The 23,571-nt window shown below is 60.2% G+C and carries 12 protein-coding genes; 1 reads left to right on the top strand and 11 read right to left on the bottom strand.

What is annotated here, in order from left to right; all coding sequences use genetic code 11:
- Window positions 1–2 precede the first annotated feature (2 nt).
- On the top strand, window positions 3–2,231 hold the full coding sequence (glgB, locus tag EI969_RS05975; RefSeq protein ID WP_160386503.1) for a 1,4-alpha-glucan branching protein GlgB: 2,229 nt from the start codon (window positions 3–5) through the stop codon (window positions 2,229–2,231).
- Window positions 2,232–2,424: 193 nt separating this feature from the next.
- On the opposite strand, the gene EI969_RS05970 is transcribed toward glgB, so the two are convergent.
- The 11 genes from EI969_RS05970 to treZ form a co-directional block, all read right to left on the bottom strand.
- On the bottom strand, window positions 2,425–5,085 hold the full coding sequence (locus tag EI969_RS05970; protein WP_256678242.1) for an RHS repeat-associated core domain-containing protein: 2,661 nt from the start codon (window positions 5,083–5,085) through the stop codon (window positions 2,425–2,427).
- 293 nt (window positions 5,086–5,378) lie between these two features.
- A complete protein-coding gene (locus EI969_RS05965) occupies window positions 5,379–8,123 on the bottom strand; it encodes an RHS repeat-associated core domain-containing protein (RefSeq protein WP_160386501.1) in 2,745 nt (914 codons plus the stop codon).
- Between the two features lie 82 nt (window positions 8,124–8,205).
- Window positions 8,206–9,273, bottom strand: a complete 1,068-nt coding sequence (locus EI969_RS05960) for an autotransporter outer membrane beta-barrel domain-containing protein (RefSeq protein WP_160386499.1) — start codon at window positions 9,271–9,273, stop codon at window positions 8,206–8,208.
- Between the two features lie 331 nt (window positions 9,274–9,604).
- Window positions 9,605–12,325 carry an RHS repeat domain-containing protein gene (locus EI969_RS05955; protein ID WP_160386497.1) on the bottom strand — a complete coding sequence of 907 codons (2,721 nt, stop codon included), beginning with the start codon at window positions 12,323–12,325 and terminating at the stop codon, window positions 9,605–9,607.
- 90 nt (window positions 12,326–12,415) lie between these two features.
- Window positions 12,416–13,216: an endonuclease/exonuclease/phosphatase family protein gene (locus EI969_RS05950; RefSeq protein WP_160386495.1), complete on the bottom strand. Its 801-nt coding sequence runs from the start codon at window positions 13,214–13,216 to the stop codon at window positions 12,416–12,418.
- Between the two features lie 78 nt (window positions 13,217–13,294).
- Window positions 13,295–14,053 carry a PIG-L deacetylase family protein gene (locus EI969_RS05945; protein ID WP_160386493.1) on the bottom strand — a complete coding sequence of 253 codons (759 nt, stop codon included), beginning with the start codon at window positions 14,051–14,053 and terminating at the stop codon, window positions 13,295–13,297.
- A gap of 218 nt (window positions 14,054–14,271) precedes the next feature.
- Window positions 14,272–16,434, bottom strand: a complete 2,163-nt coding sequence (glgX, locus tag EI969_RS05940; protein ID WP_160386491.1) for a glycogen debranching protein GlgX — start codon at window positions 16,432–16,434, stop codon at window positions 14,272–14,274.
- Between the two features lie 114 nt (window positions 16,435–16,548).
- Entirely contained in the window at window positions 16,549–16,884 is a 336-nt protein-coding gene (locus tag EI969_RS05935) for a DUF2934 domain-containing protein (RefSeq protein ID WP_160386489.1), read from the bottom strand.
- A 21-nt stretch (window positions 16,885–16,905) separates the two neighbouring features.
- Window positions 16,906–19,701, bottom strand: a complete 2,796-nt coding sequence (locus EI969_RS05930) for a malto-oligosyltrehalose synthase (protein WP_160386487.1) — start codon at window positions 19,699–19,701, stop codon at window positions 16,906–16,908.
- On the bottom strand, window positions 19,698–21,776 hold the full coding sequence (malQ, locus tag EI969_RS05925) for a 4-alpha-glucanotransferase (RefSeq protein ID WP_160386485.1): 2,079 nt from the start codon (window positions 21,774–21,776) through the stop codon (window positions 19,698–19,700). Before malQ ends, EI969_RS05930 begins: the two co-directional genes overlap by 4 nt.
- Entirely contained in the window at window positions 21,773–23,563 is a 1,791-nt protein-coding gene (gene treZ / locus EI969_RS05920; RefSeq protein ID WP_160386483.1) for a malto-oligosyltrehalose trehalohydrolase, read from the bottom strand. The genes malQ and treZ overlap by 4 nt, the downstream gene beginning before the upstream one ends.
- Window positions 23,564–23,571 lie beyond the last annotated feature (8 nt).

The raw sequence follows: 23,571 nt of genomic DNA, 5'->3' as shown, positions 1-23,571 counted from the left end.
TCATGAGTGTCTCGAACAAGGAACAGGGTCATCACAAAGAAGCGCTGCTGCCCGGCGCGCGGGATATCGATGCATTGGTGCGCGCCGAGCACATCGATCCCTTCGCCATACTTGGCCCTCACGGCGATGGTGCCGGTGGGCAGTTCATTCGCGCTTATCTGCCGGGCGCCCTGAGCGTAGAAATCCTGGCCAGGGACTCGGGCGAAATGCTTGGGAGTCTTCAAGCCACAGAGACACCGGGGTTGTTCGTCGGGCATTTCCAGCGTGCGCAAGCGTATCTGCTGCGCACCCGGTGGGCCGGCGGCGAACAGACTGCCGAAGACCCTTACAGCTTCGGCCCCTTGCTAGGTGACATGGACTTGTACCTGTTTGCCGAAGGTAATCACCGCGATCTCAGTGCATGCCTCGGTGCGCAACTCCAGACCGTGGACGGCGTCGACGGCGTGCGTTTCGCCGTGTGGGCGCCGAACGCCCGGCGGGTGTCGGTGGTCGGGGATTTCAACGTCTGGGACGGGCGCCGGCATCCGATGCGCCTGCGTCATCCCACCGGTGTCTGGGAGTTGTTCATCCCGCGCCTGCAAGCGGGGGACGCCTACAAGTACGAGATTCTCGGCGCCCACGGCATTTTGCCGCTGAAGGCCGACCCGATGGCGCTGGCCACCAGCCTGCCGCCGGATACGGCCTCGAAAGTCGCCTCACCCCTGAAAGTCGACTGGCAGGATCAGGACTGGATGATGGCCCGGGGCGAGCGCCAGCGGGTCACGGCGCCGTTGTCGATCTACGAATTGCACGCCGGCTCGTGGCAATGCGAGCTGGACGATCTGGGTGAAGTGGCCCGCCAGTACACCTGGCCGGAACTGACCGAGCGACTGATTCCCTATGTCAAAGACCTGGGCTTCACCCACATCGAACTGATGCCGATCATGGAGCACCCGTTCGGCGGCTCCTGGGGCTATCAGTTGTTGTCGCAATTCGCGCCGAGTGCACGGTATGGCTCGCCGGACGAGTTTGCCGCGTTCGTCAACGCCTGCCACCAGGCCGAACTCGGGGTGATCCTCGATTGGGTGCCGGCGCATTTCCCCACCGACACCCACGGCCTGGCGCAGTTCGACGGCACGGCCCTGTACGAGTACGGCAACCCGCAGGAAGGCTTCCACCAGGACTGGGACACGCTGATCTACAACCTGGGGCGCACCGAAGTGCACGGCTACATGCTGGCGTCGGCGTTGCATTGGCTCAAGCATTTCCACGTCGACGGCCTGCGCGTCGATGCGGTGGCCTCGATGCTGTATCGCGACTATTCGCGCAAGGCCGGCGAATGGATACCGAATCGCCACGGCGGGCGCGAGAACCTGGAAGCCATCGACTTCCTGCGCCACCTCAACGACGTGGTCGCGCTGGAAGCGCCCGGTGCGCTGGTGATCGCCGAAGAATCCACCGCCTGGCCGGGCGTCAGCCAGGGCACGCAACAGGGCGGCCTGGGCTTTGCCTACAAATGGAACATGGGCTGGATGCACGATTCGCTGCACTACATCCAGCAGGACCCGGTGTACCGCGCCCATCACCACAACGAACTGAGTTTCGGCCTGGTGTACGCCTGGTCCGAGCGCTTCATCCTGCCGATCTCCCACGACGAAGTGGTACACGGCAAACACTCGCTGATCGACAAAATGCCTGGCGACCGCTGGCAGAAGTTCGCCAACCTGCGGGCCTACCTGAGTTTCATGTGGGCGCATCCGGGCAAGAAGCTGCTGTTCATGGGCTGCGAATTCGGCCAGTGGCGCGAGTGGAACCACGATCAGCAACTGGACTGGTACCTGCTGCAGTACTCCGAGCACAAGGGCGTGCAGAAACTGGTCGGCGACCTCAATCGCCTGTACCGCGAAGAGCCTGCACTGCATGACCAGGACGATGTGCCGCAAGGCTTCCAATGGTTGATCGGCGACGACGCGATCAACAGCGTTTATGCCTGGCTGCGCTGGAGCAAGGACGGCAAACCGGTGCTGGTGGTGGCCAACTTCACGCCGGTGCCGCGCGAGGCTTATCGGGTCGGGGTGCCGTTTGCCGGGCAGTGGAGCGAGGTGCTCAACAGTGATTCGTCGATTTATGCCGGTTCCAATTACGGCAATAGCGGCGGGGCGCTGGCCGAGGAAACGCCGAGCCATGGGCAGGCGTTGTCGTTGGTGTTGAATTTGCCGCCGTTGGCTGTGTTGATGTTAAGGCCGGAGTGAATCTGAGCCAGCGCCCATTCAGATTTCGCTTCCTCGATCTGCCTTGCTGATCGGGGTAAGCGATTTCGTTGCTTTGGACCATGTTTGAACTATTGTTTTATTGCGAACAAGTTACGTGCGCCGCCTTTGCCAGGGAGAGCTTTATGAAGCTGTGGCTCAACCAGGCTCTATCAATCCGGGCTGATGTGCGGGGCTATACGGTTGAACGCCTTTCACGGCGTCTAATCAGACTAGCTTGTCCGTCTCGGGGTTCGGTAGCAGTGAATGCAGTTGCTTGTTGGTAAGTGGGGATGGGTATGTAGACGTAAGTTAAGACTGACCTACTGAGGTGGTCCTCGACCGCTTCCCGGTCATCTGCTGCGGTCACTGCAATGGGGTCGATTGTTGAATACGTGGGCAGATTTGCCGCGACCATCGCGTAAGCAGGCGGGGGCGCAGAAGGTATACCGGGGGGACCTGCGTTCTCATCGAGAGCGTGCCAATATGATGGGGGAGCTTCTCTCAACCCAAAAGGAGAATTGAAGATCCTTGGTATATCCTCAAATGTACTGGCGGCCACCATATAATTATAAAAAATACCGTATGAATCAATTTGCTCTTGCGGTACTTCAGGAGCTTGATCAATTCTCTGTGGGTGAGCTATTAAGCTGATGAATGCACGCAGTCGTTGTTGAAAACTATGCTGGGAGCTTTCAGTGTCAATGCTTTCGAGTGAGAGTAACTCCAAAAAGTATTGATTTCCCCTTTCCTCCTCTTGCTCGCCTTCATCAATATAAAATATCCCATTCGGTGAGTAATGCATGATGGCTTGAAAGGAACTCAGATACTCATTGAAGTTGAAATTTTCTCGAATATTTCCGCTTGCGTCGAAATATGTGACGGTATTATTTCTGACCATCGAAAAAAGATTATGTCCGTCCACAGACCCTGCCGGATCCGGATTAATCCAGCGCTGCAACCACGGCGCGTAATAGCGGAATCCATAATAATAAAGCCCCGTCGCATCCCGCTCCTTGCCCGAATAACGCACCGTCTTGTACTTGGCCTCGGTGGCCGAGCGGGCCGCGAAACACGCTGTACCGCCGAACGGGTAATACCATTCCTGGCTGATCAGGTCGGCGTTCTGGTCCAATTCCATGGCGCTGGATTTCAAGTGGTCATTGAGGCTGTAGCGCACCTGGTCGTTGGTGATGTCTCCGGGAGGTTTGGCAGCCCAATGCAATACCTGCACGCTATTGCTGCCTGCGCTGGCGGTGATTACGTGCAGAATTTCACCTGTGCCGCTGTGACTACGGATTTCCACACCGGGCAGGTAGCGCACTTCGCTGATCAGCTTGCGGGCATTGGTTTGGGTGGCGCGTAGTTTGCGTACCCGTTGGCCGCCGCCGTCGTAGAGGTAGGTCTCGTAGTCATCATTGCCACCCTCGCGCACCACCGGGCGAACAGTGGACAGCTGATTGCGTAGATCCCAGTCCATCGCCTGGCCGGCTTGCAACTCGCTCAGGTTGCCATTGCCATCGAAACCGGCAGCCAGTTCGGCTTCGGTGGGTGGGCGGCCGTTGCGTTCGGGCAGGCAGCGGTTGCTGTATCGGGCGCGGGTCAAGGTTCGGCCATGGGCCTGAGCGCCGACATGCACCAGGTCCAGCAGATTGCCGCCAGCGTCGTAGTGGAAGGTCTGGGTGTACTGGGCAACCTGGTTAGGGTCGAGAGGCAAGGGTTGCAGGTCGGGCAGGGCGGGACCGCCGTGACCGGTCCTGGCCTCCCAACCCGTGGCTTTGATCAATTGATAGAGGGTGTCGTAGCAATAGTTCTTGATCGGTTCGATGCGCTGGTTGTTGAAGTAGCGGATCGGTTGCGCGGTGTCTTCGAGGCTTTGTACGTTGCCGGCGGCGTCGTAGCTGTATTTCAGGTTCTGCAATGGCGTGCCGTTGGCTTTGTGGGCACTCAACGCGATGAGGCGGCCATCCGCAGGATCGTAGCGGTGGCGGGTGATCACGCCGTTGCCGGCGGTTTCCGACTCGATCTGGCCGGAGGCGTTGTAGTAGAGATCGCTGACTAGCTTTTGTTCTCGCGGTTCATCACCGGCCAGAGTCAGGCGGGAGTCCTTCTGCTCGCCAGCAACGGTGTAGGTGAATCGCTGGGAGTTGCCCAGCGCATCGAGTTGCTGGAGCAGTTCTGTAGTGGGCGCATAGGCATGGGAGGTGGTCGCCCCCTCGCCGGGTTCGAGCAAGGCATCGCGTGCGGTCACGCTGTCGGGCCAGTTGGCCGGATCGGTTCCCAGTAAAAAATACCGGGTCTGTTGCAGCAGCGCGCCAGCGATGCCGAGTTCACGCAGGTGCAGCGTCCCGGCCGGGTCGTCGTGGCGGATCAACTGACCGCACAGATTGTGCGAAACAGCATCGCCATCGACTCCCGCATAGCTAAAACGCTCAAGCACATGCTCGGCGACGTCTTCCCCACGTTCATGCACGGCCACCGGCCGCAGCAGTTCATCGAACTCAGTCAGCGAGTGACTGCCTCGGCCATCCCACACCTCGATGCGCTGCCCGGCCGCACCCTGCAACGCCGCCCGCCAACCCGCATCCACGCTGTCACTCGCCAACGGCACGCCAGACAAACTGAACACCTGGCTAAGGTTGGCCGGCACCGATGCATCGTCCTGGGCCAACGCAAACAGATACGGATCACGACTGGCCACCGGCCGGCCAGCGCCATCGAAGCGTTGATGCGTCACCCGCAGTTCAACAGGATCGGCTGCCTGCCGCCGATGGTACTGAATGGCCCGGACCGCCAGCCCGCGCGGGTCTGCAACCGCAAGGGATGGCGTGTCGCGATGCACATTATTCAAAGACATCCGTGACGGCCTCGATCAGGGTGACTTGTCATCACAATGCATTACCGTCAATGCTGTGGATACTGTAAGAAATACCAGTTTCACCAGCATATCCGTCGATTTATGCCGGCCGAGGAGACGGAAAACCATGGGCAGGCGTTGTCGTTGGTGCTGAATTTGCCGCCGTTGGCGGTGTTGATGTTAAAGCCGGAGACTTAAAATTAAGTTCGGGAACCAAGATCGGGAGCGTGTTCTGCTGATTTAATCGACTCAGCCACGCTCCGCTGTTTTGCTTTCTGGTGATGTTTTTAATTCTAAATTGAATCGCGGCGTAAGTCCGACGGTTTTTTAGTGTAAGAAACTGCACTGGCATTAATGGGTTCGAAGTAGACGGGAGGCAGTTCATGGCCAATTACATTGCGCAACACCTCTGCCCACATGTCTGGCCCCGTGGCTTGCATTGTACTGCGAAGTCGAAATGAAGTTTTTGGAGCAGAATCGCCAAGCCCGCGGTCCATTGGGCTGATGTATGTTCGTTTGTTTTTCCACATGTCATCGTTGTTTTTTTCATAAGCAGAAATCATTTTTTTCATGGCGCTATTTAAATGTTTATTGCCTTTATCTGCCGCAATAATTCCATTGCCTCTTGATGTCCTCATGATTCCTTGGTGTGCTGTGAGTTGCTGTAAAGGCATGCCAAACTTCGAAATTACATCGGTATCCATATACACGCCGCCTTGCTGATAAAGAATAACAACACGTGCAATATCACTGGCGGCAGCATAGTTGTGTAGTGATCCGGAGCGTTCGCGCTCGAAGGCTGAGGTTAGCCTTATATCTGCAGATTCGAACGCTTCGTCTATATTTTTAACTATTACTCGGCTTGCGAGGTTTTCTAAAGCTGCTCGATGTTTTTCTGACCATGTTTTCTTACTTATCCAGAGTGTCGGTGTGTAGTCTGCGTTGATGTGGGAGAACTTATTGATGTTTCTGGAAAAATCCTTCGGTATCGGTTCGCCGATCCATACCCAATGAGCATTTTTTGGAATTTGCGAAGACAACCCGTTGGGATCAACTAGTGTCAGTGGACTGTTTTGTACAAAGTAATAGCGATTCGGCCCATCAACATTCCCTGCGGGATCCGGGTTAATCCACCGTTGCAGCCATGGCGCGTAGTACCTCAGCCCATAGTAATAAAGCCCCGTCGCATCTCGCTCCTTGCCCGAGTAGCGCACGGTTTTGTATTTGGCTTCTATGGCCGAGCGGGTCGCGAAACACGCCGTGCCACCATAGGGGTAATACCATTCCTGGCTGATCAGGTCGGCGTTCTGGTCCAGTTCCAGGGTGCTGGACTTCAAGTGGTCGTTGAGGCTGTAGCGAACCTGGTCATTGGTGATGTCTTCGGGAGGTTTGGTAGCCCAATGCAATACCTGCACGCTATTACTGCCCGCGCTGGCGGTGATTACGTGCAGAACTTCACCTGTGCCGCTGTGACTACGGATTTCCACACCGGGCAGGTAGCGTACATCGCTGATCAGCGTGCGGGTATTGGTTCTGGTTGCACGGAGCTTGCGAACCCGCTGGCCACTGCCGTCGTAGAGATAGTGTTCATAGTCGTCGTTGCCGTCTGCTCGGATCACCGGGCGCACGGTGGATAGCTGATTGCGCAGGTCCCAGTCCATCGACTGGCCCGCTTGCAGTTCACGCAGGTTGCCATTGCCATCGAAACCGGCGGCCAGTTCGGCTTCAGTCGGTGGACGGCCGTTGCGTTCAGGCAGGCAGCGGTTGCTGTATCGGGCGCGGGTCAAGGTGCGGCCATGGGCCTGGGCGCCGACATGCACCAGGTCCAGCAGATTGCCGCCAGCGTCGTAGTGGAAGGTCTGGGTGTACTGGGCAACCTGGTTAGGGTCGAGAGGCAAGGGTTGCAGGTCGGGCAGGGCGGGGCCGCCGTGGCCGGTCTTGGCCTCCCAACCCGTGGCTTTGATCAATTGATAGAGGGTGTCGTAGCAATAGTTCTTGATCGGTTCGATGCGCTGGTTGTTGAAGTAGCGGATCGGTTGCGCGGTATCTTCGAGGTCCTGCACGTTGCCGACTGCGTCGTAGCGATATTTCAGGTTCTGCAGTGGCGTGCCGTTGGATTTGTGGGTACTCAAGACGATGAGGCGGCCGTCCGCAGGGTCGTAGAGGTGGCGGGTGATCACGCCATTGCCGGCGGTTTCCGACTCGATCTGGCCGGAGGCGCTGTAGTGCAGTTCGCTGACCAGCGTCTGTTCCTGCGGGTCATCACCGGCCAGGGTCAGACGGGTGTGTTGCAGCTCGCCAGCGACGGTATAGGCAAAGCCCTGCAGGTGACCCAAGGCATCGATTTGCCGGAGCAGTTCCGTGGTAGGCGCGTAGCCGTGGGAGGTGGTCGCCCCCTCGCCGGGTTCGAGCAAGGCATCGCGTGCGACCATGCTATCGGGCCAGTTGACCGGATCGGTTGCCAGCAAAAAGTGCCGAGTCTGTTGCAGCAGCGCGCCAGTGATGCCGAGTTCGCGCAGGTGCAAGCTTCCGGCCGGGTCGTCGTGGCGAATCAACTGGCCGCACAGGTTGTGGGATGCGATGTCGGCATCGACTCCCGCATAGCTAAAACGCTCAAGCACATGCTCGGCGACGTCTTCCCCACGTTCATGCACGGCCACCGGTCGCAGCAGTTCATCGAACTCAGTCACCGAATGACTGCCACGCCCATCCCAGGTCTCGATGCCTTGCCCGGCAGCACCCGGCAACGCCCCCCGCCAACCGGCATCCACGCTGTCACTCGACAACGGTGCGCCAGACAAACTGAACACCTGGCGGAGGTTTGCCGGCACCGCCTCATCCTCCTGCGCCAAGGCAAACAGATACGGATCACGACTGGCCACCGGCCGGCCGGCGGCATCGAAGCGTTGATGCGTCACCCGCCTTTCAACAGGATCGGCAGCCTGCCGCCGATGGTACTGAACAGCCCTGACCGCCAGCCCCCGCGGGTCTGCAACCGCAAGGGCTGGTGTGCCGTGATGCGCATCGCCTACAGACATCCGTGACGGCCTCGATCAGGGTGGATTGCCCATCACAATGCATCACCGCCAATGCTTCGGATACTGTAAGAAATACCAGATTTCACCAGCGCATCCTTACACCCAGGCTGCCAATCAACCCGTTCAAATCATTGTCGTCCACGTCGCTGCTGTAGTCGGCGCTGACGTACAGGCTCACGGTGGGGGTGACCCTGGCGACCAGTCCCAGGCCCAGTTCGACGGTCGAGGACTTGCGGCTGCTGCTGATCTTGTCGACCTGGTCGAGGGTCACGGCGTTGCCGCTGTACACGGTGTGCCACAAGTTGGTCCGCACGTAAGGTTCGACGGGCATGCCGCTGATGTCGTAGCTGCCTTTCAAGCGCGCACCGACCCGGCCGCTCCACGAGGTCAGGTCGGTGGAAGACGCGTTGCCTGAACCTGCATACGGGGTGTCCAGGGTGATGCGCTGATTGATCAGTTGCGCCTGGGGTTCAATCACCCAGTTTTCGCCCAGACCTATTGGGAAGCCACCTTCCACCGACAGGGTCATCGCGCTGCCCTCGGTGGCTCTACGGGCCCCTTGTTCGTTGCGGCTGAAGCCGCTGACCCGGCCACCGCTGGCGGTCAGGTCGACGTACCAGCCTTGCGGCCCGGTCAGGCTCCAATAGGCGCCGAGGCTTTGCCCCTGGAGATTGAGTGTGTCGCGGTTGGGGGCGGACATCGCCGGTGTGACCTGTGCACCGTTGTTGTTGAGCTGGTACTGGTGCGTGCCGCTGATCAGGCCGACCCTTTGCGTATGGCCGCTGGCGCTTTGCAGGGTGACGATCGCCGGGCCCTTGAGTTGCTGGGTACCGGGGAAGGCCAGCCCCTGGGAAAGGTAATCGGTTTGTGCCTGGCGAGAGGGCTGACCGTAAATTTGGTCCCAGGCCGTGGGCGCGGCATCTTCTGTGGTCAGGCTGGAACTGCGCAGATCGGGATGGGCGCTGAATTGACCGGGCCAGGTTGGTGCAACGCCGGACAGACCGAGTGTCGGGATGTCCTGGCGATACCAGGGTGTTGTTTCCTGCTCGCCAGTGGCGGCTTGCATTTCCATGGAGGAACACAACAGGAGTGAACTCGATACAGTGCAAAAAGTGACTTTGATCTCTTGTGATATGTGGGAAGTATTCATGGAGGTCTACCTTGCAGTCGCATTAGGTATCTCGCTCTGGCGTCTCTCCTACCCCTGATGAGGGGCGACCGAATGGATCAGGGGCAGCACGGGCTGCCCGTTTTGACGGGGGGCTTGGGGCTGGTCCTGGTGGTGATTCCGGGGGTAGTACGGTGAAGTCAAGAAGACCGAAACAGTCGAGTCAAGAAGATGGCCGATAAGTGGTAAGGGTTTAAGTGACGGATTTATGGCGTGTCCATAACTGCTTGTTTGTTCGAGGGATCGTCAAAAAACAAACTTCGTGCCAGAGGGGTTTTCGACCATTACCAGTTCACTCGCCCCCCCCCCTACGTTACCGAATGTTCCCTGTTGTTTGATGGTGGCAAAGTAAAAAACTCCGCAAGGAAGAAAGTATTCCTGTTCTCCGATGTTTAAGTGGTAGGGCGTTGTTGGGTAAATTATAGGTAGAATTATTCACGGCATTTTTTTCAAAAGAGGGGGCGTGGGCTTTCGTCGGGTGGGTTGTTATGGGTTTTACGTGTATTAAGAAGTGCACCTTACCTTCGGAAGTAAATCGCTCTACTTTAGTGGCTTTTAATCCGAAGTCGTCAAGAATTTTTTGGGTGGATTTTCCATTGGGTGTCTCTCTCATGAAGGTGTAAAGCATTCTTTCAGTTCCGTTTTTAAGATATTTTGTTTTTTTAAGTGTCTCCATATTTACTACATTGTATCTAGTGATTTTAGAGGGTAGCTGCCCGAAAAAACCCTCATCTTGAGCTATTCTAGAATACTGATATCTTGCAACGTCGCTTGCGTAGTAATTGGGCTCCTTGGGGTCTCTGAAGTTGTATCTGAACTGCCAGTGATGTGGTTCGAATTTGTTGTTGAAGTTGGCTGTTGCAGATGTTGAGTTGATTGTGTATTGTAATAGTTTTTGGTGTGTTAGGTTTTTTTCTACGTGTGCAAACCTTGCTTTTGACTCTTCCGTCAGCGAGTCAAAGCGAGTGTTTAAGTTTGGGTCATGGTGAATGATGATCGGCTGTATGTTTTGTGTATTAACACTTGATGGCCCCTGCTTATAACCATGTATGGATCTACGACCAAGCCCATCGGCATCAAAAAACTCAACCGGATTGTTGTTCACCATCAAATACCGATTCAGCCCATCTACATTCCCTGCCGGATCCGGGCTCATCCACCGTTGCAACCACGGTGCGTAATATCGATATCCGTAATAGTAAAGCCCGGTGGCATCCCGCTCCTTGCCCGAATAACGACGAACCTTGTATCTCGATTCCAATGCACTATTACCCGCCCACCACGCCGTACCACCGAACGGATAAAAACCTTCCTGGTTCAATAGTCCGGCATTTTTATCCAGCTCCAGCGTGCAGGAGCCGAGCAGGTCGCTGAGGCTGAATCGCAGTTGATCATTGATTGCGTTCTTTGGTGGAGGTGATGCCCAGTGCATTATCCGTAACTGGCTACGTCCCGCGTCGGCTGTAATCACATGTCGTTCTTCACCGTGCACGGCGTCGATGTGAATTTCCAGCCCCGGCAAATAACGCGTTTCTGCGAGTAAGGTGCGACGGCCGGTATGGGTGATGCGCACCTTGCGCAGGCGTTGTCCGCGCGGGCCATAGATGTAGCGCTCATGGTCATCAGGCCCGTCCTCGCGCTTGACCATCGTGACTTCACTCAACTGCTGACGACCGTCCCAGTAGAGGTGTTGCCCTTGCTGTAGTTGTCGTTGATTACCGCAGGGATCAAACCCATTAATGATGTCCTCCTCGTCCTCTTTCAGCGCAAGGCTGCGGTTGCTTGTGCGGGAGGTTTTCATGCTCAAGGTCGGTGCGCCGGTATGGTGGCGGGTGAGCAGATTGCCGGCGGCATCGTAGTCGAAGGTTTGTGTGTAATGGGTCAGTTGATTCGGGTCCAGCGGAGTGGGCAGCAATGCCGGGAGTGCGGGACCGTAGGTGGCGGGTATTACTTGTCTGCCGCTGGTTTCGACCAGTTGGTACAGGCTGTCGTAACGATAACGGTTGATCGGTTCGACACGCTGGTTTTTGAAAAAAACAACGGGCTGTGCTGTTTCTTCCAGATGAAGGATGTTGCCGACCGGATCGTAACGGTAATGCAGATCCTGGAGTGGAGGCCTGCCGGGTACGGCGCTCACCAGTCGAATCGGACGGCCATCGTCGTCGGCAAAAATAACGCGGGTGATTACGCCATTGCCGACGGTTTCACTGTCCTGTTGTCCGGCAGCGTTGTAATGAATTTCGCTGACTAGAATGAAGGGTTCCTGGTCGTTTCCTGCAGGCTGTAGGCGGGTTTCCCTGAGCTGGCCGGCTACCGAGTAAGCAAATTTCCGGTAGTTGTCTTTGGCATCGGTCTGGCTTTGCGGATCGCCGGTGGCGGTGTAACGCCGGGTGGAAACAAAAGCCTCGCCAACTTCCAGCAACGCCTCGCGCAGTTGAATGTCGAGCGGCCAGTCCGGCGTATCAAGGCTGCCGAGAAACTGCCTGGTTTCAACCAGTATTTCGCCATGAACGGAAAACTCGTTGAAATGCTGACTGCCGGCTCCGTCATCGTGGCGTACCAACTGGCCGCATTGGTTATGTGCTGCACTTTCATGGCTCGCTATCCCGTAGGTGAATCGTTCGATGACACGAAGCGGTTCATTGACCCACTTTTCACCGAGGGCAACCGGACGCTGAAGTGGATCGAATTCCGTTTGATGCCAGGTGCCACGACTGTCCCAACGACACAGAGTGGATTGGGCGTCATTGGGCAAACTCAACTGCCAACCGGCATCGACACTGTCACTCAATAGCGTCAGTCCCGTAAGGCTGAAGATCGTCGCGAGGTTGGGGGAGGGGGCGTTGCCCCAAAGGCGCGGATCCCAATGCGCCACCAGCCGTTGGGCTGAGTCGAATACTTGAAGGGTGATCCGGGTATCAGCGGGCTGCTCCACGTGTTGTCGGCAGTACGCCACCTCGCGGACGGTCAAGCCACGCGCGTCCGTCACCGTCAAAGTTGGCGTGCCCTTGTGGTGAAGCGCCCGGTAAGTCATCGCGGTACTTCGCTACCTGCCCCTTGTCCGGAATCCAGCATGCCTGTCAATCGGGGAACCGGATACTGTAAGAACTAACAGGTTCACGACTTAAAGATGCACTTCCACCGCCAGCGGCAAATGGTCTGAAAGGTGCGTCCACGGCTTGTTCCCGAGTATTTTCGGCTCGTGGCTGCTGGCGTTGCGCAGGTAGATGCGGTCCAGGCGCAGCAAGGGAAACCGCGCGGGGTAGGTTTTGGCCGGGCGGCCGTGGTGGCGCTCGAAGGCTTCGTGCAGGTAGTCGCGGCGGGCAAGGGCGGCATTGCCTTGCATCTGCCAGTCATTGAAGTCGCCGGCGATGATCACCGGCGCCGCATCAGGCAGGGACTCAAGGAGCTGACAGAGCAACTGCAACTGCAGCTGCCGATGACTTTCCAGCAGGCTCAAGTGCACGCAGATGGCATGTACTTCGCTGTGCCCCGGTACGTCCAGCACGCAGTGCAGCAGGCCGCGGCGTTCCGGGCCGGTGATGGAGACGTCGAGATTGCGGTATTCGCGGATCGGGTATTTCGACAGCAGGGCATTGCCATGGTGGCCGTCGGGGTAGACGGCATTGCGGCCGTAGGCAAAGTCGCTCCACATGCTGTCGGCGAGGAATTCATACTGCGAGGTTTGTGGCCAATCGTTGTAGCGCGAGGAATGGCGGTCGTGCTCGCCGACGACTTCTTGCAGAAACACCAGGTCTGCCGACGTACTGCGCACCGCTTCACGCAACTCGGGGAGGATGAAGCGCCGGTTGAGCGCGGTAAAACCCTTGTGGGTGTTGACCGTCAGCACGCGCAGCCGATGAATCGCCGGGGGCGTGTTCAAGGGGGTTGATTCGGCTGCCTGCCTTTTTGAATGAATGGTCACATGCACTCCTCTGATTCAGGGTTGCTTATGTATGCGACTGATGCGACAGCAGGCAGTTCAGTCTGGTGAGGTGCGCTTTCAAACCAAGACGATTTCATAGGGCAAACGGATGCGTTCGAGCAGCGTGCGCGGCAGCGACGGCGCAAGGCCGATGGCCGGCTCGCCGTCGAGTTGGCTGGCGTAGGCGTGGGTGGCGTGGCTCTTGCGCGCGACGGTCCAGGTATCGAGGCGCACCTTGCGCGCGCGATGCCAGGGGATCAGCTCTCGGTCCCGTGCCGGCCAGTGCCAGGCCCAGAACGGCACGTCGTTATAGTGGGCCCCGACACTGGCCGCGGCCCTGGCGCTGGCGCGGCCGACGGTGTCGTGGTCGGCGTTGCCGTCCTCGCCCCAGGTGCTGAACACCACATCACCGGGGCGCAGGTAGCGCGTGATGAATCGGATGATCTGCTCTTCGTGTTCCACCAGTGCGTTGTCGGTAAACCCGCCACGAATCCACTTCAGGCTGTGCATCGGCAACCCGAGTCGGCGGATGGCTTCGACGCTTTCCTGAGGGCGAAACACGCTGAGGCGTTTTTCCGACCACTGCCGGGAGCCGGGATGGCTGGCGCTGCCGTCGGTAATCGAGATCAATTGCAGCGGGTGGCCCAGATTGCTGAGCAGTTGCAGCAGGCCGCCGCAGGTCACGACTTCATCGCCAGGGTGCGGGGCAATGAGCACCACGCGTGCGCCGGTGGGTACCAGGGACGCGGTGCTGATGATCGGAACGCTGTCCAGTTGCGGGGCACTGTTCCAGATCTGGGATGGCAGGCTGGCTTCGCTGACGGAAACGGATTTCATCGGTCATACGTCCTTGTTGTGCTTCGCCTTCAGTCGTGCGCGAGACAAGCCCGGCCGACCCTTGAGGGCTGGTGGATTGCGAGGTGCGACAAGCCCAACCCTGGAATGTCGCGCTTCGAGTATTGCTCATGTCAGGCTATTCGTCGCGTCGCCAACTCAAGCAAAATGAATTTTTCCGCTCTGCGGCAGTGATGCGCGCAAATGCCTGAGCCAGATGGTCATTCTTCTTCCTCATGCTGCAATTCGAACAACAGAAACGAGCGGCCGGTGACCGAGTACTCGTGGCCGAACTCGAAGCGCTCCTGGCCACGTATCGACGGCTGGTTGGTATCGATCATGCAGGTCCAGAAACCGCCGTCAGGCACTTGCGGCAGACGGAAATTGACGATGTCATGGTGTGCGTTGACCACCAGCATCAACGTCGCGTCGGCGCCTTTGCGGCGGATGCCGGTTTCCTGGGCGCGACCGTCGAGCAGCATGCCCAGGCAGCGATTGTGCGCATCGTGCCAATGCTTGGTGGTCATTTCCGTGCCGTCCGGCGCCAGCCAGGTCACGTCCTTGACGCCGATGTCTTCGTTGTAGTTACCCACCAGAAAACGCCCTCGGCGCAGGATCGGGTAGGTCAGGCGCAACTTGATCAGGCGCTTGACGAACTTGAGCAGGGCCTTGCCGTCTTCGCTGAGGTCCCAGTTGACCCAACCGATCTCGCTGTCCTGGCAGTAGGCATTGTTGTTGCCGTCCTGGGTGCGGGCGAACTCGTCGCCGGCCACCAGCATCGGCGTGCCCTGGGCCAGCAGCAGGGTGGCGAAGAAGTTGCGCATCTGCCGGTGGCGCAGCGCGTTGATCTCGGGGTCGTCGGTGGGGCCTTCGACACCGTGGTTCCACGACAGGTTGTTGTTGCTGCCGTCCTGATTGTTTTCGTCGTTGGCTTCGTTGTGCTTGTCGTTGTACGACACCAGGTCATTGAGGGTGAAGCCGTCATGGGCGGTGACGAAGTTCACCGAGGAACAGGGCCGGCGGCCACGTTGGTTGAACATCTCGCCCGAGGCGGTCAGGCGGCTGGCAAAGTCCGCCAGTTGCCCGTCGTCGCCTTTCCAGAAGGCGCGCACGGTGTCGCGGAATTTATCGTTCCACTCGACCCAGCCCGGCGGAAAATTGCCGACCTGATATCCGCCGGGACCGCAGTCCCAGGGTTCGGCAATCAGTTTGACCTGGCGCAGCACCGGGTCCTGGCGGCAGGCGACGAGGAAACTGTGGCGCTCGTCGAAACCGTCGTGATAACGCCCGAGAATGGTCGCAAGATCGAAGCGGAAACCGTCCACGTGCATTTCCGAGGCCCAGTAGCGCAGGGAGTCGGTGACCATTTGCAGCACGCAGGGGTGGCTCAGGTCCAGGGTGTTGCCGGTGCCGGAATCGTTGATGTAGAAGCGTTTGTCCTCCGGCATCAGGCGGTAGTAGGACGCGTTGTCGATGCCGCGCATGGACAGGGTCGGGCCTTGTTCGTTGCCCTCGGCGGTGTGGTTGTAGACCACGTCGAGGATCACCTCCAGATTGGCTTCGTGCAGGTGCGCGACCATTTCCTTGAATTCGGCGATCTTGCCGCTGGCCAGGTAACGCGGGTCGGGGGCGAAGAACGCGATGCTGTTGTAGCCCCAGTAATTGGTCATGCCCTTGTGCAACAAATGCTGGTCGTTGACGAACGCGTGGATCGGCAGCAACTCCACGGTCGACACGCCGAGCTTGCGGATGTGCTCGACCACGTCATCGACCATCAGCCCGGCAAACGTACCGCGCACGTTTTCGGGGACCGCGGGGTGGCGCATGGTGAAGCCGCGGACATGGGTTTCATAAATGATCGTCTTGTCCCACGGCACGCTGACGCGGTGGTCGTGGCCCCAGGTGTGCGCCGGGTCGATGACTTTGCACTTGGGCACGAAGGGCGCGCTGTCGCGTTCATCGAAGCTGAGGTCGGCGTCGGGATGGCCGATGGTGTAGCCGAACAGCGCTTCGGACCATTTCAACTTGCCGACCAGCTGTTTGGCATAGGGGTCGATCAGCAGTTTGTTGGGGTTGAAGCGATGACCGTTGGCCGGGTCGTACGGGCCGTAGACGCGATAGCCATAAATCAGCCCGGGATGAGCATCGGGCAAGTAGCCGTGATAGATCTCGTCGGTGTATTCGGGCAGTTCGATGCGTTCGAGCTCCACCTCGCCGGTGTCATCGAACAGGCACAGTTCAACCCGGGTGGCGTGGGCGGAGAACAGGGCGAAGTTGACGCCCAGCCCATCCCAGGTAGCACCCAACGGGAAGGGCAGGCCTTCACGGATTCGCGTGGCTTCAGCGCTGGGCGCTGGCGCGGCGGCTTTCTTCGGGCTGGTCATAAATTCTCCGGCAAACGTTCAACCTGTAGGAGCGAGCTTGCTCGCGATGGTGTGTCAGCCTGCACAGGTGCTGACGCGAGCAAGCTCGCTCCCACAGGTATGTTTTGGGCCTGATCAAACCGCCGGCGGTTTTCGCGGCGCCCGGGGTTTCTTCTCGACAGCCTTTTCCCCCGGCGGGATCACTTTCGAAGCCGCCGCCGGTTTGGCCTTGGCTTTCGGCGCGGCGGTCTTGCCGTTGAGGGTCTTGTCCGGGCCGGGTTTTGCGTCTGCGGTTTTCTTCGGGGCTGCCTTGCCGGTGGCGGCCTTCGCGGATTTTTTCGGGGCCAGGGCTTCGGCTTCGGCCAGTTTGCACGCCATCTCCCAGTGGCGGGCTTCCTGACCTTCGGGTTTTCCTTCGGACTCCCAGATCTGATAGGCAAATTCGCGGATGCGTTTATCGTCGGTACTCATCGTATTGCTCCTGAACTGAACTCAAGTGTGGGCAGTTTGAATAATGAGATTGACCGGGAAATCCCCCAGCGCGGCGCTGATCAGCAGCTCCCTGTGTTGTGTGACTGCGACGCCGGAAAAAAGTCCCTTCAGATGTTCGTCGGGGACGGTGAACGGCAATCGGACCCGGGTATCGCCCCACAGCGGCGCGTGGACCCGTGGTTCGGCACTGTTTTCCAGCAGTTCGGCACAACGTATCGGCACAATCACGATGGCGCGTTTTCCCTCCCGTTCACGGACAAAACCCAGCACTCGATGGGCCTCGCTGCCCAGCACTTCCAGGGGCTGGTAAGTGCCACGCCGAAACAGCTCGGCATGCTCGGCGCGCAGGCCCAGGGTGCGCGCAATCAAGGTCTGCTTGATGCGCCCGTCACGCCAGTTCGCCAGCAGCTCGGGTAGATCGTTGGGTTGCTGCAGCGCCTGCTGGCGACTGGCGTAATCCACGGGGCGACGGTTGTCCGGGTCGACCAGGCTGAAATCCCAGAAGTCGTTGCCCTGATACAGGTCCGGCACACCCGGCACGGTCATGCGCAGCAAGGTTTGCGCCAAGCCGTTGAGCGCACCGGGGACGGCAATCGAACGGGCCGCCTTGGCGAGGGCCGTTCGCAACAGTTCACCTTCGGGGCTGAGCAACAGGCGCCGGATGAAGTGTTCGCAGGCTTGCTCGTAAGCCTCGTTGGGCGCGCTCCAGCTGCTTTGCAGCTTGGCTTCGCGCACGGCCTTGCGTTGCCATTGCCAGAGGCGGTCGGCGTAGTCCTCCAGCGCCGCTGGATTATCGAAAGCCAGCTCGAGCGGCCAACTGCCTAGGATCACCTGGTACAGAATCAACTCATCGCCCGCTGACGGCATGTGATCGTCGTTGCGCAATGGCCGGGCGAGGGCGCGCCACAGGCCGATCTGGTCGGCGTACCAGGCGCTGCGTTCACTCAGTATCGCCAGGCGCGCGCGCGAATCTTCGCCGCGCTTGTGGTCGTGGGTGGCGCTGGCCAGCAGGTTGTCCGGGAAGCTCTCCAGGCGCTCGATGCAGGCCTGATGAAAGTCGGCAAGCGGCGCACTGAACTGCTCGGTACTGAACCCGACGTCGTTGCGCGAGAGCAGGACGGCCGAGCGATAGAACGCGGTGTCTTCCACCGCTTTCGCCGCGGCCGGCGAGGTCAGTTGCTGGAATCGTACGCAGGCGTGCTTCAGGCGTTTGCGCGCGCGACCGGCCGGACGCTGCCGCCAGGGCTCACCGCCGAGCCAGCCGGCGAGGCAGTCGAGCACCGGCCAGTCCGCTTCGCCCAGGGTTTGCCGGGCGCCGTCCATGGCCTGGCGGAAAAACACCTCGTCCCCGGCCGACCGGCCAAGGGGGCTGATGTAGGTGCGGTACACCGGGAAATGCACGATCAGCGCCTGCAGGGCCCGGCGAATGGCGCCGAGGGTCAGGTCGCGGGTCATCAGATTGTCCCGGGCCACCTGCAGCAAGGCCTGGGCGACGCTTTCGAAATCGCCGGCCAGGGAGCCGTTGAGGATTTGCTGGCGGGCCAGTTGCGCTTCCTGGTCGAAGTCGGCGGTGCGCTCGCTGTGGCGCTGCCAGCGTTCGGCCAGTGCCTGCGCACCCCGAGGGTCGGTTTGCAGCAGTGACAACTGGTTCATGAACTCGTAACCGGTGGTGCCGTCCACCGACCAATCGCGATGCAGGGTTTCGCCTGCGCCGAGGATCTTTTCGACATAGATGGGCAGATGACGGCCCGGCGCCAGGCTGTCCACCCGGCGCCGAAGTTTGCGGCAGTAGCCTCGCGGGTCGGCGAGGCCGTCGATATGGTCGATGCGCAACCCGTCGATCAGCCCTTCGGCCACCAGTTGGAAGATCTTTGCGTGGGTGGCTTCGAACACCGCGGGACGCTCGACGCGCAACCCGCCGAGTTCATTGATATCGAAAAAACGCCGCCAGTTGATGTCATCGGCGGCGGTGCGCCAACTGGCGAGGCGATAGCTTTGGCGTTCCAGCAGATTGTGCAGGCGCTGGAAGCCTTCGTCGGTCTGTGAGTCGTAGTTTTTCAGGTGCCGGTCGATGGCTTGGGCAATGGCCGGATCGCTGACCAGGTCACGCAATTCTGCCTTCAGTGGAATGGCCAGGCTGTGGGCGTCGGTCTGGTAGCTCAGGGTGCTGAAGCGATCGGCGATGTTTCTCAGTTGTTCGCTCTGTTGCGCATCGAGCGGCGCATCGGTCTTGAGCAGTTCGCCGTAATCGCTCGGGCAAATGGGAAAGCGGTGTTCGTAGTGCTCGACATGGAAGCTGCCGTGCCAGGCATCGAAACGCAGGGGCAGGGTGCCGTCCTGCAACGCGACGCCGTAGTCGCTGCCCAGGAAGGGCAGCAGCAACTGGCCTTCCATCAACGGGTCGGGCGAGTGCCACTGGATGTCGAAAAACTCGCCGTAAGGGCTCAGGCGCCCCCACTCCAACAAGTCCAGCCACCAGGGATTGTCACTGCCACCGACCGCCATGTGGTTTGAGACGATGTCGAGGATCAACCCCATGTCGTGCCCGTGCAGGGCACTGACCAGCTCGCGCAGCGCTGCTTCGCCGCCCAGTTCCGGGTTGACCCGGGTCGGGTCCACCACGTCATAGCCATGCATCGACCCGGCGCGGGCGCGCAACAGCGGGGAGGCGTAGACATGGCTGATGCCGAGGCGGGCGAAATACGGCACCAGCGGCACCGCATCCTCCAGCGTGAAGCCTTGGTGAAATTGCAGGCGCAGCGTGGCGCGCAGTGGTCGGCTCGGCACTTGGGTCATCGGTCACGCTCGGCCGCCTGGAGTCGCGCACAGGCGAGCAGTTCCAGTCGCCGCGCGGCATCCGCTCCATCGAGCAGGGCTTCGCTGTAGCCGGGCAAGCGCCGCGACCAGTTCGGGTGGGTATCGATGGTGCCGGGCAGGTTGGCTTGCTGTTCGACGCCAAGGGCATCTTCCAGCGGCAGCAGCACCAAGGGTGCCCGGGTATGGCCGAGAAAACGCACGCTGGCATCGAGCACCTGGTCGGTTTCGTGGGACTCTTCGCGAAAGTTCTGCGGGTCCTGGCTCAATGCCCGGCGCAGGCCTTCGCGTTCACGCTCGCGGTGCTGGCGCCATTCGATTTCACCGCTGGCATCGACCATGCCGAGCCGGGCGTTCCAGTCGATATCGCGGCCATGCCACCAGCCATTGAGGGTGGGCAGGTCATGGGTGCTGGTGGTCGCCAGGGCGTTGTCGGGCCAGTCGAGGATCGGCTTGAAGTGGGTGTTGTCCTGCTCGAACAGCAATACCCGCATGCCGAGCATCGAGCGGGCGATGAGTTTGTCCCGCAAGCCGTCCGGCACGGTACCGAGGTCCTCGCCGAGGACGATGGCCTGGTGGCGATGGGATTCCAGGGTGAGCAGGCGCAGCAGATCGTCCACCGGGTAATACAGGTAGGCGCCGTCGGCCGGCGGTGAGCCGTTGGGGATTACCCACAAACGCTGCAAGCCCATGACGTGATCGATGCGCAAGCCGCCGGAGTGAGCGAAATTGGCCCGCAGCATTTCGATGAAGGCGCGGAAGCCATTGCGTACCAGGCCCTCAGGGGAGAACGCGGAAATCCCCCAACCCTGGCCGCTGCGGTTGAGAATGTCCGGCGGGGCGCCGACGGTGAGGGCGGCGAGCAGTTCGTCCTGGCGGCTCCAGGCCTGGCTACCGCCGCCATCGGCACCGACGGCCAGGTCGGCGATCAGGCCAATGCTCATGCCGCTGGCGCGAGCGGCAGTTTGCGCGCGCTCCAGGCAACGTGTGATCAGCCACTGACAGAAGGCGAAAAAGCCGATGCGTCCGGCGTTCTCTTCGGCAAATGCCGCCAGTTCGGCGCTGCGCGGGTTGCGCCAGGCTTCGGGCCACTGCCGCCAGTCGAGGATTTCACCGCGGGCGGCGCGCGCTTCCTGGATGGCTTCGAAGCGACAGTGGTTTTCCAGCGCTTCGCCGGCAGCGTGACGAAAACTACTGAAGTCTTCGTGCAACGGGTGCTCGCCCTGGACGAAGCCTTCATACAGGGCCTGCAACAATCGATGCTTGGCTTCGGCGGCGGCCGGCCAGTCAATCAGCGGGCGCTCTTCCAGCGCCTTGAGTTCAATCGCCAGCCCGGTTGCATCAATGGCGGTACGCAGGGCGCGCTCGCCGAGAATGGTACCGGGGGCGCAGTAAAGGCTGTTGTGAAACAGTCGGCTGGAAGGGGAATACGGGCTGTAGCGTTGGCTGTCACTGGAAAACATCGCATGCAAGGGGCTGATCGCCAGCGCCTCGGCGCCACGTTCACCGGCGACCCGGGCGAGATCCTCCAGCGCCTGGGTGTCACCAAACCCGCCATCGCCGGGGCGGCGCAAGCCATACAGCTGCACGCTCAGGCCCCAGGCACGCGGGATCGGGTTGTCCACGGCATCCGCCACGCTGTAGCAACGGGCCGGGGCGACCGCCAGGGTGAAGGTTTGTCCGTCGATGCCGACCTGCTGATAGCCGACCGGTACCAGCCCTGGCAGCACCGCGCTGGCGTCCAGTTTCAGGTTGAGTCGGGAACCGTCTTCGAGGTGGATTTCGCAAGGGGTCCCGGGCTCGAAAAATCGCGCCAGGTCCAGGCCCTTCCCCGCATCGGCGGTGATCAGTGGCGGCAAGTGATGGGTCTGTTGCACCTCTTGCAGTTCCAGCAGGCTCGCATCGATTTCCTGGGCGCTGCCGGCCGGGTGGCCGAGGCCGGTCAGCACGTTGCGCAAGACTGACGGCGCGACTTTTTGCGGGCGCCCGTTGGCGTCGATCCAGTCGACCGCGAGGCCGGCACGGCTGGCCAGGATTTCCAGTTGCGCATCACTCATGGACGCTCTCCAGATAGCAAAGGGGTGGCGGCGGCGAGGCTGACCCGCGCGCAATACGGGGCAAGGGTGCTCTGCTGCGACAGGTCGGCGCCGCGAGGCGGGTATTCGAACAACCGCGCAGCATCGGCATGTGGGGTGTGGACTACGGGCCGGTCGCTGAGGTTCAGGTCAATACGCAACTGGCTGCCATCGCCCAAACGCCAGGTTGCACTCACCGCGCCTTCGCCCAGCACGGCGGCGCCCAGTGCCTGTGCGCCCGGCAAGCGTGGAATGATCAGCCGGTGGCGGATCTGCAACAGTCGGCAATACAGATCATGCATCTCATTGTGGCCGCTCGGGGGCAGGACCGGACGGGATGCGGCAAACGTCTGCGGATCGTTCGGGTCGGGAATGTGTTGGCGTTGACGCGGGTCGGCAAACGCGCTGAACGCCGCGAACTCGTTGCGCCGGCCATCGCGTACCCGCTGCGCCAGTTCACCGTGATGGCTGGTGAAAAACAGGAAGGGTTGTTCGACGGCAAACTCGTCGCCCATGAACAGCAGCGGAATCATCGGCGACAACAGCAGCAACACCGTGGCGGCGCGCAACGCTTGCGGGTGAGCGAGTTGATGCAGGCGTTCGCCGAAGGCCCGGTTGCCGATCTGGTCATGGTTCTGCAAAAACAGGATGAATGCGCCGGGTGGCAGATGCCCGCTGGGTTCGCCGCGCGCGACACCCTGGCGGTTGGCATGGCCCTGAAACACAAAGCCCTGGCTCAGGCAGCGCGCCAGTTGTTCGGTGGGGTTTTGCGCGTAGTCGGCGTAATAGGCCTCGGTTTCGCCGGTCAGCAGCACATGCAGGGCGTTGTGGCCGTCATCGTTCCACTGTGCGTCGAAATCGTGTTCGAGCAGGCTGGCCTGGTTGTGTTCGTTCTCGACCATCAGCCAGACATGCCGCGCCGGTCCCGTTTGCTGGCGCACCCGTTGCGCCAGTTCCCGGAGGAAATCCGGGTCTTCGATGGCATGCACCGCATCCAGGCGCAACCCGTCGAAGCGGTACTCCAGCAGCCACATCAAGGCGTTTTCGATGAAGAAGTCCCGTACTTCGCGACGGCGAAAATCGATGGCCGCGCCCCACGGCGTGTGTTGGTCTTCGCGAAAAAAGCCCTTGGCATAACGATGCAGGTAATTGCCGTGCGGGCCGAAGTGGTTGTAGACCACGTCGAGAATCACCGCCAGGCCGTGGCCATGGGCGGTGTCGATCAAATGCTTGAGCTGCTCGGGGGAGCCGTATGACGCTTGGGGCGCGAACGGCAGGACGCCGTCATATCCCCAATTGCGTTCACCGGGAAACTGCGCGATGGGCATCAGTTCGATCGCGGTGACACCCAGTTCGACCAAGCGCGCCAGATGCTGCTCGACGGCACTGAAACCGCCGAGCGCACCGACATGCAGTTCGTAGATCACCGCTTCGTTCCACGGCCGTCCCAGCCAGGCACTGTGTTGCCACGCATAGGCCAGCGGATCGACCACCACGCTGTGCCTGTCGATATCGCCGGCCTGGGCGCGGGAGGCCGGGTCGGGCACCTCCAGCTCGCCGTCGATGCTGTAGCGGTAGCGTGTACCCGCTGCGCATCGGGTGTTGATCACGAACCAACCGTCGGCCTGAGGCAGCAACGGCAAGGACTGTCCATTTTCCAGTTCGACACTGACGTAAAACGCATCTGGCGCCCACAACGCGAATCGCGTGTGCTCCGGGTCCAGCATGATTGCGCCGTGGGGCCAGGTCTCAAGGGTCCGTAACGGCATCTTGAAAG

The organism is Pseudomonas sp. PB101 (assembly GCF_009764265.1).
Classification (GTDB): domain Bacteria; phylum Pseudomonadota; class Gammaproteobacteria; order Pseudomonadales; family Pseudomonadaceae; genus Aquipseudomonas.
This window is presented reverse-complemented; position numbering and strand designations above follow the sequence as displayed.